Origin of the sequence: Tenacibaculum lutimaris, from assembly GCF_003610735.1 — a bacterium.
GTDB classification, from domain to species: domain Bacteria; phylum Bacteroidota; class Bacteroidia; order Flavobacteriales; family Flavobacteriaceae; genus Polaribacter; species Polaribacter lutimaris.
The window spans coordinates 354,892-367,857 of record NZ_RAQM01000007.1; the positions used below are offsets into that span (position 1 = coordinate 354,892).

Here is a 12,966-nt window from a genome sequence, read left to right on the forward strand (position 1 = left end):
GTTTTTTAATTATACAAAGTAAAAACTTTAAAAAAATGTACCGTAAATTTACAAGCTCTAAGAAATGAAATATGAACTTAATTATAGATGTAGGTAATACAAGAGTTAAAGTTGCTGTTAATGAAATAGATACTATAAAAGAAGTTTTTGTTTTTGAAAAGGAAAAAATAATTACTGAGCTTAAAAAAATTGTTTCAAAATTTTCAGTTTCTAATGCAATAGTGTCTTCAGTAGCTAGTTTTACTGAAAAAGAACAGCAAGAAATTACAACATTGTTAAAACCTATTTTTTTAACATCAGATACAAAAGTACCCTTTGTTAATAAATATAAAACACCAAAGACCTTAGGAGTAGATAGAATAGCGTTAGCTTCTGCAGCGGTAAAAATGTATCCTAATAAAAATGTATTGGTGCTAGATGCAGGTACTTGTATTACTTATGATTTTGTTACAAAAAAAGGAGAATATTTAGGAGGTGCTATCTCACCAGGTATCCAAATGAGATACAAAGCATTACATGAATTTACGGCTAAATTACCTTTGTTAGAACCGAGTAAACTTGAAAGTTTTATTGGAGTTGATACAAATACTTCAATACATTCGGGGGTTATTAATGGAATATCTAAAGAAATCGATGGAATAATTAAACAATATCAAAAAAAGTATTCAGATTTAACAGTAGTTTTAACAGGAGGGGACACATATTTTTTGTCAAAACAATTAAAAAGTGTCATATTTGCCCATCCAAATTTTGTTTTGGAAGGATTACATACTATTTTGACACATAACTTAGCGAATGATTAAGAGATTAATATTAGGAGCTTTTGTATTTACTACAACAGCAATACTAGCACAAAAAAATAGTGCTTCACCATACTCTTACTTTGGAATAGGAGAGAATTTTGAAGCAGTAACAGTTGAGCAAGCTTCTATGGGGGGAATTGGTGTAGCGATGAAAAACAATCAACACTTAAATTTTATAAACCCTGCAGCAAATGCAGATTTAAGAGCAGCAACTTATGCAATAGGAGGTAGTTTAACATTTTTAACAGTAAAAGAAGGAAATGAGTCTCAAGCAGGAAATTCAACGAATTTAAGGTATATAGCACTTGGTTTTCCCGTAGGAAAGAAAGCTGGTGTTTCTGTTGGATTGCAGCCTTTTTCTTCGGTAGGTTATTCTTTGTTTGATGATAGTAATCCAGAAGATGTTACGTTGTTTAACGGAGAAGGAGGAGCTAACAAAATATATGCTAGTTTTGGTATATATGCATACAAAGGGTTGTCTGTAGGAGCAGAAGCAGGTTTTATTTTTGGAAATATAGAGAATAGTATTTTAAATAGACGAGCGAATGTAATGTTAGCTACTAAATATGAAGAGTCTTTTAATATAAGAGGGGGGCAGTTTAAGTTAGGAACACAGTATAAAACGGAATTAAAAAACAAATTGCAGTTGTCTGCAGGGGCTTCTTTTACATTGTCGACAGATTTATCTGTTAAAGGCTCTGAAAAAATGTATTCATTATCATTTAATAATTCAAATCAAGAATTACCAAGAGAAGAACTTTTTAATAGGTCTTTAATAGGGAATATTAATGTACCGTTAAAAACGGTATATGGTTTTGGTTTAGGAAAAGAAAACAAATGGTATGTAGGAGTTAATCAACAATTTCAAAGTGCTTTAGGAAGTAATAGTGTTTTTATAGCAGATGGACAATCTCATAAATATGATGATTCAAGCAAGTTTTCTATAGGAGGGTACTATATTCCAAAAATAAATTCTATTTCGAGTTACTGGGATAGAGTAACGTACAGAGCAGGTTTGCGTATAGAAGACACTGGACTATTAGTGAAAACAACAGATAATTTTGAAGCAGTAAAAGACTTTGGCATAAATGTTGGTTTAGGGTTACCATTACCAAGACAATTATCAAACCTAAACCTAGGCTTTGAGTATGGTCAAAGAGGAACAACTAACAATAACTTAATAAAAGAGAACTATTTTAACGTAAGATTAAGTTTATCTTTGAACGATATTAATTGGTTCCATAAGAATAAAATAGATTAACAAAAACCGATAATGATGAAAAAAATTACGTATTTACTAACAGGATTATTTTTGTTTGTAGCCGTAAATGGAGTTAAAGCACAAGCAAGTCAAGAGTGCCATATTAAGTACAACCTTTTTAAAGGTGATGCGACTACCAAAAAATATGCACAAGCTAAACCTAATTTAGAATATTTGTTAGATAACTGTGCTGGTTTATCTATTAATATTTACAAGTATGGGGCTAAAGTAGCTGAAAACTTAAAGGATCCTGTTTTAGCTAAGAAAGTATACGAAACAAGGTTAGTTAACTTTCCTGATACAGATCCAGCAAAAGCACACAGTGACTATGCAGAGTTTTTAATAGAAAATAACTTAGCTTCTGATGACGAGATTTTTGAAATCTTAAAAAAGGCTTATGATCTTTCTCCGAAAGATATGGGAGTAAAAAATATCTTTAGATATTTTGAGGCTATTGCAGAGAAGTATCAAGATACTGATCCTCAAAAAGTATTTGATACCTATGATGATGTTATGGAATCTGTAGATGAAAAATTAGAAGACTACAGTAAAAAGATAGCAAAGTTACAAGAGAAAGATTCTGTAGGTACTATTACATCTAGAGAAAAGAAAAATTTAAGAGCTTATACAATAAACTCTTCTTCTTTAGGTCAAGTTGAAGGTGGTTTAGATGCAAAAATATCTAAAATCGCTACTTGTGAAAGATTAATTCCAATCTATTCTAGAGATTTTGAGTCTAAGAAAGCAGATGGTGTTTGGTTAAAAAGAGCAGTATCAAGAATGTATAATAAAGAGTGTACAGCTGATCCATTATTTGAAAAGTTAGCTAACGAATATGCTAAAGTAACTCAATCTGCAGATGCTTATAACTTCTTAGCGGGAGTTTTAGCTAAGCATGGAGATAAGAGTGGAGCTGCTGAAATGAGAAAGAAAGCTTTCGATTTAGAAACAGATCCATTTAAAAAGGCTAAGTACAAATTAAGAGAAGCACAAAGTGCTAGCGGAAGCAGAGCAAGAGCTTTAGCTTATGAGGCATTAAAGTATAATCCTAATATGGGTAAAGCATATTTATTCATTGCAAGCTTATATCAAAGAAGTGCAAACTCTTGTGGTAGTGATGAGTTCGAGAAAAGAATGGTATATGTGGCAGCTTTAAACAAAGCAATTAAAGCAAACCAAGTAGATCCAGGATGTGGTGCAGGAAGATATATTTCTAGTTATAAAAAGAATGTACCATCTAAAAAATTAATTTTCCAAAAAGGTATGGCTTCTGGAGCAAGCTATAGAGTAGGATGTTGGATTGGAGAAACTGTTCGTGTACCTTAATAAACTGTAATGCTTAAAAAAGCAAAACATATATATAATAGCATTGCTACCATTTGTTTGGTGGCAATGTTTTTTTCTTGTACTAATTCAAAAAAAGAGGTGCGAGATTTTTTAGCTGATAAAAATTTACCTGTAGGTTCTGCCGTGGATATTTATCATGTGCATAAAGATTCAGGTAGAATAACATCAAAAACAAAAGCTCCTGTGTTTTATGACTTTTCTAATAGAAAAGATCATCCTTATAAAGAATTTCCAAAAGGAATAGAAATTATAACAATTGATAAAACAGGGACAGATTCTACTACTATTTCAGGAAATTATGCATTAACTTTCGATAAAACTAAGGTGTCAGAAATTAGAGGAAATGTAGTGATTATGAACCATTCAAAACAAACAAAACTAGAAACAAATCAGTTGTTTTGGGATCAAAATGAACATTATTTCTTTACCGAAGATGGTTTTCGTTTTACTACACCTGAAAGTGTAATTAACGGTTTCGGATTTGAATCTAATGAAGATTTAACTAAATGGATGGCTAAAGATATTACAGGAGATATAGAAACAACCCAAAAAGACATATAATGAACACACTTTGGAAATATTTACAATACGGATATCTTGTTGTAGGAATCATCTTTTTTGTTGAAGGAATTTTAAAATGGAATTCAGATAAAGAGCAAGCGTTTATTATGTTTGGTTTTGCTATCTTTATCATATTAATTTTCTTTTTTAAAAGACACTTTAGAAGAAAAGTACAAGAAAGAAATAAACAACGTTAATGCAGCCTGAGGTCGTAATTATTTTTGTATCTATTCTGTTTTCAGCCTTTTTTTCTGGGATGGAAATAGCCTTTATATCGGCAAATAAACTTCATATAGAGTTAGAAAAGAAGCGAGAGGGTATAGTACCTACAATCTTAACAAAACTAACCGAGAAATCTTCCAAGTTTATTACCACCATGCTCGTGGGTAACAATGTTGCTTTAGTAGTGTACAGTTACTTTATGGGAGAGTTGTTAATGGGGTGGTTTCAATCGTTCTTACCTTCGGATTATACATTAGTAAATTATGTGTTGTCTGATATTAGTTTGCTTACTCAAACACTAATTTCAACAATAATTATATTAGTAACAGCAGAGTTTTTACCAAAAGCTATTTTTAGAATTTATGCGAATGAAATCTTGAAGTTTTTTGCTGTTCCTGCATACGTTTTTTATGTGTTTTTTTACGGAATTACATGGGTAATTACTAAAGTGTCTGATTTTTGTTTACGTGTTTTTTTTAGAACAAACGAAGATGAAATTCAAACAGAGTTTAGTAAAGAAGAACTAGGGAATTATATTTCCGAACAGTTAGATGCAGGTAATGATGATGAAGAAGTAGATTCAGAAATACAAATCTTCCAAAATGCATTAGAGTTTCACAAAGTAAAAGCTCGTGAAATTATGGTGCCTAGAACAGAAATTGTTGCGGTAGATTTGCATGAATCAGTTAGTAATTTAAAAAAAATGTTCATAGCTACTGGTTTGTCAAAAGTATTAGTTTATAAGAATTCATTAGACGATATTTTAGGATATGTAAACGCTTTTGAGTTGTTTAAAAAGCCGAGAACAATTAAATCTATTTTATTACCAGTAGAGTTTGTGCCTGAGTCTATGATTATAAACGATGTGCTTAATGGCTTAATAAAAAAACGTAAAAGCATAGCTGTGGTTGTAGATGAATATGGAGGAACTTCAGGTATTATTACAGTAGAAGATATTGTTGAAGAATTGTTTGGTGAGATAGAAGATGAGCACGATACGCAACAGTTGTTAGAAGAAAAAATTAGTGAAAACGAATATAATTTTTCAGCACGTTTAGAAGTAGATTATTTAAACGAAGAGTATGGTTTAAATATACCTAAAGAAGAAGCTTATGAGACTTTAGGAGGTTTTATTTTAAATTATACAGAAACTATTCCTCAACAAGACGAAATTTTACATATTGAAAACTTTCAAATAAAAATACTAAAAGTAAGTGCCACTAAAATTGATGATATTTATTTTAAGGTAATGAATAAAGGAGATTAACATATCAGTATTTCTCTAGAGAACTCCCTCAAAAACAGCATAAAAAAACATTGCATTATTTACTTTGAAATTGTATTTTCGCACACTGTTAATAAAATAAATGACGTATGGCAATTTTATCGAAAATTAGAGAACGCTCAATGTTCTTAATTCTTGTAATTGGTTTAGCACTTTTTGCTTTTGTATTAGACCCTTCTACAATATCAGATTTTTTTAGTGCAAATAAGGTAAACGAAATAGGTGCAGTAAACGGCGAAAGTATTTCTCGTCAGGAGTTTGCAGAAGCCTTGGAAGCTTATAAAGCACAAAATGGTAATAGAATTTCTGAAATGCAAGCTGCCAAAATAGTTTGGGAAAGCTTAATTCGTCAAAAAATTTATGAGAAGCAATTAGAAGAAGCAGGAATTACAGTTGGAGAAGCTGATATTATGAATGCTTTGTATGAGACTCCTAATGTACAAAATGATCCAAGATTTTTAACTTCGGGTATTTTCGATAAAAATAAGTTAAAAGAACATTTAGCTACCATTAGAGAAGAAAATGGTCAAGAATGGGCTGCATGGCAGAACTACATGGCTTCTTTAAAAAGCAATATAGAAAAAACTACATATGATAAATTAGTAGCTGCTGGTTTAGGTGCTTCTTTAAAAGAAGGAGAGGCTCAATACCTAACTGAAAATACTAAAGTTTCAGGAAAGTATGTTTACGTACCGTATTCAACTATAGCTGATAGTTTAGTAACATTAAAGAAAAGTGATATAGAAAACTATATCAATAAACATCAAGATGCTTATCAAGTAGAGGCTTCAAGAGATATTAACTTCGTAAAGTTTAATATTGAGCCAACAGCTGAAGATGAAGAAGCTCTTAAAGCAGAAATAGCAAGTTTAATTGAAGATTCAGAAGTAAATAACACTTCAGTAAAAGGATTAAAAAATGCTACGAACTACCACGAATTTTTAGAAGAAAATAACTCTGACCTAGGTTTAGATACTAACTATAAATTCAAGGTTCAAGTTCCACAAGTAATCGCTGAGGATATTTTTAACGGAAAAGAAGGAGATGTTTTCGGTCCATACAAAGATGCAGGTTTCTTCAAGTTATCTAAAATTACTGAAGTAAAACAATTACCAGATTCTGCACAGGCAAGTCATATTTTAATTCCTTTTATGGGATCTGCTGCTGCTGATGCTACAGTAGTAAAATCAGAAGAAGAAGCAAAGGCAACGGCTGATAGTTTATTAGCGGTAGTTAAAGCGAATAAGTCTAAGTTTGCAGATTTAGCTAAAGAAATGTCGTCAGATCAAGGTTCAGCTGAAAAAGGTGGATTCTACGATTGGTTTGCTTATAACAGAATGGTACCTTCTTTTAGAGATTTTGTTTTTGAAGGAAAAACAGGAGATATGGGAGTGGTAAAGTCTCAATTCGGATTCCATGTAATTAAAATTGATGGACAAAAGAACTTCCAGCCAGTAGTAAAATTAGCTACTTATGGACGTAAGATTGAAGCTTCAGAAGAAACTGAAGATGCTGTATTCCAAAAAGCTGAAACATTTGCATTAGAATTAGCAAATGGAAAAGCTTTTGAAGAAGTAGTTAAAGAGAAAAACTTAACATCATTACCAGCTGTAGGGTTAAAGTCTTTAGATGAAAACGTACCAGGTGTTGGTAACGAAAGACAAATTATTACTTGGGCTTTTGAACCAGAAACTGAAGAAGGAAGCTATAAACGCTTTGATGTTGAAGGAGGGTACATCGTAGCGGTATTAACAGCTAAAACAGCGAAAGGTTTAATGCCAGTTGATAAGGCAATTGCTACAGTTCGTCCTATTTTAACAAACGAAAGAAAAGCTAAAATGATTGAAGATAAGATGAGCGGATCTACTTTAGAAGAAATCGCTAAATCTGCAAGTCAATCAGTAAGAGTAGCAACTGATGTTAACTTACAATCACCAACTATTTCTGGTGTAGGTTTTGAACCTAAAGTAGTAGGAGCAATGATTAACGCTAAAGAAAACGAAGTTGTTAAAAACGTAGCAGGAGATAAAGGTGTATTTGCTTTTGTAATAGAAAAGAAAGAAGAGCCAACAGCATTACCTAACTACGATACTTTTAGAAAGCGTATTGCTGCTGAAAGACAAAATAAAGTATTCCAAATGTATGAGGCGGTTAAAAAAGCGTCTGATATTGAAGATAACATGAGTTCTTTCTACGGAATTCAATAAGAAATAACGTCATACAAATAAAAATCCCGAACTATGTAGTTCGGGATTTTTTTGTTATTTGTTTTTAAGGAAATAATAGATTATTATCTTTTACTTCTTTTTAGTAATTTGGTTGAAAACAAATATTATTATGTCAGAAGAAGTAAAAAGTAAGAATATTGGCAAAGTTTATTTACAAGTAATGAAGCAAATGGATATTGATTATAATAATGAACTATTGCTTATTAGTAAATTGAAAGAAGAAGATAAAACAAATCAAAATATACATGAAATGATAGATTATCAAAGAGATAGCTTTTTTTCTAAGTATTCTTGGACAATTCATCCATCTTTTTTTCATGTTAAAGAAATGAGAGAGGATTATTTGTCTAAATGTACAGAACGGTGTAAAGATATTTTTGATAAAATATATAACTCATAAAGGGAATATATGCTTAATACCATTTTAAAATTATTCAAGAAATTGGGTGCTAAAAAAAAGCAACCTCAAACGAGATTGCTTTTTTAAGTATATTTTAAAGCTTTTTATTAAGCGTTTAATGGTTTACCATCCCAAGCTGCTTTAGCTGCTTCTTTTATAGCTTCAGAGTATGTTGGGTGTCCATGACAAATACGAGCTAAATCTTCCGCAGAAGCTCTGTATTCCATTGCAACGGCAGCTTCCATAATTAAGTCAGCAACACGAGCACCTACCATGTGAACTCCTAATACTTCATCAGTATTTTTATCAGCTAATACTTTTACAAATCCATCTAAATCTCCACTTGCACGAGAACGTCCTAATGCACGCATAGAGAATTTTCCAACTTTGTAATCAACTTTAGCTTCTTTTAATTCATCTTCTGTTTTACCAACAGCCGCTACTTCTGGCCAAGTGTAAACAATACCAGGAATTAAGTTATAGTCTATATGAGGTTTCTGTCCTGCTAAATATTCAGCTACAACCACACCTTCTTCCTCTGCTTTATGTGCTAACATAGCTCCACGAACTACATCACCAATAGCATAAATGTTAGAAACGTTAGTTTGTAAATGATCATTTACTTCAACCATTCCTCTTTCAGTAACTTTAACACCCGCTTTTTCTAAAGCTAATCCTTCAGTATACGGACGACGACCTACTGAAACTAAACAGTAATCACCAGTAAAAGTAACCTCTTCACCTTTTTTATTAGTAGCTTTTACCACAACTTCGTCACCATTTCTTTCAACAGAAGTTACACCGTGGCTAGCATTAATTTTCATACCTTGTTTCTTTAAAACCTTAGTAAGTTCTTTAGAAACATCTTTATCCATAGTAGGAGTAATTGTTGGAGCATACTCGATAACAGTTACATCAGCACCTAAACGCTTATAAACTGAACCTAACTCTAAACCAATAACACCACCACCAATAACTAATAAGTGCTTAGGAACTTCAGGAAGTTTTAACGCTTCAGTAGAAGTTATTACACGCTCTTTATCAATAGTAATAAAAGGTAAAGAAGATGGTTTAGAACCAGTAGCTATTATAATGTTTGTACCTTCAATTACTTCTTCAGTACCATCATTTTTTGTGATTTTTACATGTGTAGCATCTTCAAAAGAACCTAAACCTTCGTAAACCTCAATATTGTTTTTATCCATTAAATATTTGATACCTCCAGTAGTAGTTTCCACTACATTTGCTTTACGAGCTACCATTTTTCCGAAGTCAAAAGAAGGCTTCTCAACAGAGATACCATGCTCTTCGAAATGATTTACTGCATCATAGTAATGATGAGAAGAATCTAATAAAGCTTTTGAAGGAATACATCCAACATTTAAACAAGTTCCACCTAAAGTCGAGTATTTTTCGATAATAGCAACTTTAGAACCTAATTGAGCGGCTCTGATAGCAGCAATGTACCCTCCTGGACCAGAACCAATAACGATTAAATCGTATTTCATGAGTTGTGTTTTATTTTTTCATAAATAATGAAGCACAAAAATACAATTATTTGTCGATAAAATTAGTTTTCATATCTTTAAAACTTAAATTCGTTGTATGAAAGTTTTCAAAAAAATTATAGGATTATTATTAATACTATTGGTAATAGCGCAGTTTTTTCAACCAGAAAAAAATCAAGGAGAAATAACTACAGTTGAAGCTTTTATAAAAGAAACCAAACCAAATGATCAGGTGCACAAAATATTAAAAACAGTATGTTTTGATTGTCACAGTAATTCAACTCGTTATCCTTGGTATAGTAGTATTACACCAGTTAACTATTGGTTAGCTGACCACGTAAACCATGGAAAAGAAGAATTGAATTTTTCTGAATGGGCTACTTATTCCTTAAAAAGAAAAGAACATAAAATGGAAGAAGTTTGGGAGGAAGTAGAAAAAGGAAAAATGCCGTTAGATTCTTATACTTGGACGCACGCTGATGCTCGTTTAACTAAAGAAGAAGTTGAGCAAGTAATTAACTGGGCTAAAAGTGTACAAGGTGATTACAAAATGCAGTTAGCGAACTAAATTAATGCAACAACTTTTAATAATTGGATATGTTTGGATAGAAAAAACTACAGGAGCTGGTAACCGAATGTTACAGTTACTTAATGTTTTTAAAAACCAAAACTATACCATTACTTTTGCAACACCTGCACAAAAAACTGAAAACTCTTTAAACTTAGCAGAGTTAGGAGTTGAGGAGAAATCGATTGAATTAAATTCAAGTTCTTTTGATGATTTTATTAAAGAACAGCAACCTGATGTTGTGTTGTTCGATCGTTTTATGATGGAAGAACAATTTGGTTGGCGTGTAGCTGAACATTGCCCGAAAGCTTTACGAGTTTTAGATACAGAAGATTTACATTTTTTACGTAAAACACGCCATCAACAATTAAAAAAAGGAAAACAATTTTCTATAGAAGCATTGTTGAATTCGGATGAAGCAAAACGAGAAATCGCTGCTATTTTACGTTGTGATATGAGTTTGATTATTTCAACTTACGAAATGCAGTTATTGAAAGACGTTTTTAAAGTTGATGAATCTATACTATATCATTTACCTTTTTTGTTGAATTCAATTGATGAAAAAGTAGTGAAAAAATGGAAGTCGTTTGAAGAACGAAAACATTTTGTGTTTATAGGTAACTTTTTTCATGCTCCAAATGTCGATGCTGTTTTACAATTAAAAACAATTTGGAAAACGATAAGAAAGCAATTACCAGAGGCAGAATTACATATTTACGGAGCCTATGCAACGCAGCAAATTCAGCAATTGCATAAACCAAAAGAAGGGTTTATTATAAAAGGTTTTGCAGAAGATGCGCTCGAAGTAGTTAAAAGTGCTAGAGTAGTGTTAGCGCCAATTCGTTTTGGAGCTGGAATTAAAGGGAAATTAGCCGAAGCAATGGAATGTGGTACTCCAAGTGTTACTACTTCAATAGGTGCAGAAGGTATGCATGGAAATTTACCTTGGAACGGATTTATAGAAGATGATTTTGAGAAGTTTGCCAACAAAGCTAAAGAGTTATATACTTATGATATTCTTTGGAAAAAGTCTCAAAAAAAAGGAATTGCAATTATCAATACGATATATGATAAAGAAAAATTAGCTTTTTCTTTTGTAAACAAAATAAAAGAAATCCAAGAAAACCTTGAAACACATCGTACACAAAATTTTCTTGGAAGTTTGTTACAACATCAAACCTTACAGGCTACAAAATTTATGAGCAAGTGGATTGAGGAAAAGAATAAGTGATTATTTTTTAGTGGGTTGGTAATCTGAAGGAAGTGAATTAGCCATTTTTTCATAGGCCCAATACCTTTCTGTAAAGATTCCTAGAGGGTTTGAAAGTTTTCCTGAAGGTAAAATTTCAATAGGTTTTTCAACTAGATGTAAAATAGATTTTTGATGATTTAACTGTTTTTTAGAACCTCTATAATTCCATTCTTCTTTTTCTTCTGTATATATTACTTCAAGCAAATGATTAAAATTAAGGAACGTTTTTTCGTGTTTCTTAAAAACTAAATCGTTTTGGTTAAGATATTCACTTACTGGAATATATTCAGTTTTTTCACCATTTTTTAAAATAATTTTTTTCTTTTCAAACTGATTTACTATGAAACCTTCTTCTTGAAAATTATTATTGTATAAACTTCTGAAAAAATGTAACATGGATCCTTGATAAGCTCTTAATCGGCTTCTTTTCCAACGTTTCATTTGTTTTTTTGTTCCTTTTAATTCTTCATATCTTGTATGTCCATAAAAGGATGTATTTATGCTGTCTGTAGTAAGCTTTACTAAATCATAATATATTTTGTACCCTAAACCCTCATTATAAATTTCAATAGGTTTTTTAGATACTACAGTCAGTTCATTAGTTTTAGAGTTTAAATGATATTGAAGCACTTCAGGGTTAAGTATTTTACAACGTTTAGCCAAGTTGGTGTTTCCAATTAATGATTCCTTTAATCGATCAAAATCTTTAAATTCATTGGGTTGTTTTGAATCATTAGTAACAAGCTCCACTTCATCTAACAACTCATTCTGCTCTTCAAGTTCAATGACTAAGTAATGACGATCTTTGACTTTTATCAATTTTCGAAAGGTTTTAAAACCCATGAAATAAATAACTAATGTGTAGTCATCAGAGGAAGCTTTTAATTCGAACTCGCCTTTTTCATTAGTAACAGTCCCGATAGTAGTATTGTTTAAAAACACAGAGGCACCATACAAAGGGTTTTTGTTGTAATCGATTACCTTTCCCTCTATAGTTTTTTGAGCAGTAACTGAAATAGATAATAAATAGGTGAGAATTACTAAGATATTTTTCATTAGGCTTTTTACATTCAAATATAAAGATTTATAAAATATAAAATAAGTACAGAATATGTTTTATTTTTCAATATGTTAGATAATCTAATGGAAGCATATTAGCAAAAGCTTCAAAACTCCAATACCCCCTTCATTAGGTAAGAACACTCGATTTATCTATTTGAGCATTTCCTTCTAATAAAACAACATTTGAGGTTTGTACACCACTAGCTTTTTTTTCGCTTTCCAAACATACCGATTAAATAATTTTCTTCTTCAGGTTCTTTAGTGTAAATAATCATTAAGTAATTTTTAAAATTTAAAAAAGGAGTATTACTATTGTAAGCAATCATATCTTCATAAGGAACGTTTTTTATATAAGAAATCTCGGTGTTTGGGAAGTCTAGCTTTTTGAAATGTAACAATTACACTATCTTGAGTAGTCTTTGGATTAGATATATTTTTAGATAAATTAACAGGTTTGTTGTAAAGTTTA

General features: G+C 31.3%; 13 protein-coding genes. 10 read left to right on the forward strand and 3 right to left on the reverse strand.

Features of this window, described 5'->3' with window-relative positions:
* The first annotated feature begins 71 nt into the window (after positions 1-71).
* The 8 genes from C8N26_RS05315 (at position 72) to C8N26_RS05350 (ending at position 8,107) form a co-directional block, all read left to right on the forward strand.
* Positions 72-803 (forward strand): type III pantothenate kinase, encoded by a 732-nt coding sequence (locus C8N26_RS05315; RefSeq protein WP_120186364.1) that lies wholly within the window; start codon positions 72-74, stop codon positions 801-803.
* Complete coding sequence (locus tag C8N26_RS05320) at positions 796-2,064, forward strand: hypothetical protein (RefSeq protein WP_120186365.1); 1,269 nt, start codon at positions 796-798, stop codon at positions 2,062-2,064. The genes C8N26_RS05315 and C8N26_RS05320 overlap by 8 nt, the downstream gene beginning before the upstream one ends.
* Positions 2,065-2,079: 15 nt before the next feature.
* Positions 2,080-3,390: a tetratricopeptide repeat protein gene (locus C8N26_RS05325; protein WP_120186366.1), complete on the forward strand. Its 1,311-nt coding sequence runs from the start codon at positions 2,080-2,082 to the stop codon at positions 3,388-3,390.
* A 9-nt stretch (positions 3,391-3,399) separates the two neighbouring features.
* A complete protein-coding gene (gene lptC / locus C8N26_RS05330) occupies positions 3,400-3,972 on the forward strand; it encodes an LPS export ABC transporter periplasmic protein LptC (RefSeq protein ID WP_245962525.1) in 573 nt (190 codons plus the stop codon).
* On the forward strand, positions 3,972-4,169 hold the full coding sequence (locus C8N26_RS05335; protein ID WP_028890542.1) for a hypothetical protein: 198 nt from the start codon (positions 3,972-3,974) through the stop codon (positions 4,167-4,169). The genes lptC and C8N26_RS05335 overlap by 1 nt, the downstream gene beginning before the upstream one ends.
* Complete coding sequence (locus C8N26_RS05340; protein WP_120186367.1) at positions 4,169-5,461, forward strand: hemolysin family protein; 1,293 nt, start codon at positions 4,169-4,171, stop codon at positions 5,459-5,461. Before C8N26_RS05335 ends, C8N26_RS05340 begins: the two co-directional genes overlap by 1 nt.
* A gap of 107 nt (positions 5,462-5,568) precedes the next feature.
* On the forward strand, positions 5,569-7,686 hold the full coding sequence (locus C8N26_RS05345; protein ID WP_120186368.1) for a peptidylprolyl isomerase: 2,118 nt from the start codon (positions 5,569-5,571) through the stop codon (positions 7,684-7,686).
* 130 nt (positions 7,687-7,816) lie between these two features.
* Positions 7,817-8,107, forward strand: a complete 291-nt coding sequence (locus C8N26_RS05350) for a hypothetical protein (protein WP_120186369.1) — start codon at positions 7,817-7,819, stop codon at positions 8,105-8,107.
* Positions 8,108-8,214: 107 nt separating this feature from the next.
* Here C8N26_RS05350 and lpdA read toward each other — a convergent pair whose 3' ends face one another.
* Positions 8,215-9,615: a dihydrolipoyl dehydrogenase gene (lpdA, locus tag C8N26_RS05355; protein ID WP_120186370.1), complete on the reverse strand. Its 1,401-nt coding sequence runs from the start codon at positions 9,613-9,615 to the stop codon at positions 8,215-8,217.
* 97 nt (positions 9,616-9,712) lie between these two features.
* Here lpdA and C8N26_RS05360 point away from each other — a divergent pair, with 97 nt between their 5' ends.
* Positions 9,713-10,183 (forward strand): heme-binding domain-containing protein, encoded by a 471-nt coding sequence (locus C8N26_RS05360; RefSeq protein WP_120186371.1) that lies wholly within the window; start codon positions 9,713-9,715, stop codon positions 10,181-10,183.
* A gap of 4 nt (positions 10,184-10,187) precedes the next feature.
* Positions 10,188-11,414 carry a glycosyltransferase gene (locus C8N26_RS05365; protein ID WP_120186372.1) on the forward strand — a complete coding sequence of 409 codons (1,227 nt, stop codon included), beginning with the start codon at positions 10,188-10,190 and terminating at the stop codon, positions 11,412-11,414.
* Here C8N26_RS05365 and C8N26_RS05370 read toward each other — a convergent pair whose 3' ends face one another.
* Positions 11,415-12,491: a carboxypeptidase-like regulatory domain-containing protein gene (locus tag C8N26_RS05370; protein WP_120186373.1), complete on the reverse strand. Its 1,077-nt coding sequence runs from the start codon at positions 12,489-12,491 to the stop codon at positions 11,415-11,417. It abuts the gene before it with no gap.
* A gap of 206 nt (positions 12,492-12,697) precedes the next feature.
* Positions 12,698-12,895 carry a hypothetical protein gene (locus tag C8N26_RS05375; protein WP_120186374.1) on the reverse strand — a complete coding sequence of 66 codons (198 nt, stop codon included), beginning with the start codon at positions 12,893-12,895 and terminating at the stop codon, positions 12,698-12,700.
* Positions 12,896-12,966: the final 71 nt, after the last annotated feature.

Coding starts and splice junctions, on each gene's coding strand:
- C8N26_RS05315 (WP_120186364.1), top strand. CDS start 72: ATGAACTTAATTATAGATGTAGGTAATACAAGAGTTAAAGTTGCTGTT.
- C8N26_RS05320 (WP_120186365.1), top strand. CDS start 796: ATGATTAAGAGATTAATATTAGGAGCTTTTGTATTTACTACAACAGCA.
- C8N26_RS05325 (WP_120186366.1), top strand. CDS start 2,080: ATGAAAAAAATTACGTATTTACTAACAGGATTATTTTTGTTTGTAGCC.
- lptC (WP_245962525.1), top strand. CDS start 3,400: ATGCTTAAAAAAGCAAAACATATATATAATAGCATTGCTACCATTTGT.
- C8N26_RS05335 (WP_028890542.1), top strand. CDS start 3,972: ATGAACACACTTTGGAAATATTTACAATACGGATATCTTGTTGTAGGA.
- C8N26_RS05340 (WP_120186367.1), top strand. CDS start 4,169: ATGCAGCCTGAGGTCGTAATTATTTTTGTATCTATTCTGTTTTCAGCC.
- C8N26_RS05345 (WP_120186368.1), top strand. CDS start 5,569: ATGGCAATTTTATCGAAAATTAGAGAACGCTCAATGTTCTTAATTCTT.
- C8N26_RS05350 (WP_120186369.1), top strand. CDS start 7,817: ATGTCAGAAGAAGTAAAAAGTAAGAATATTGGCAAAGTTTATTTACAA.
- lpdA (WP_120186370.1), bottom strand. CDS start 9,615: ATGAAATACGATTTAATCGTTATTGGTTCTGGTCCAGGAGGGTACATT.
- C8N26_RS05360 (WP_120186371.1), top strand. CDS start 9,713: ATGAAAGTTTTCAAAAAAATTATAGGATTATTATTAATACTATTGGTA.
- C8N26_RS05365 (WP_120186372.1), top strand. CDS start 10,188: ATGCAACAACTTTTAATAATTGGATATGTTTGGATAGAAAAAACTACA.
- C8N26_RS05370 (WP_120186373.1), bottom strand. CDS start 12,491: ATGAAAAATATCTTAGTAATTCTCACCTATTTATTATCTATTTCAGTT.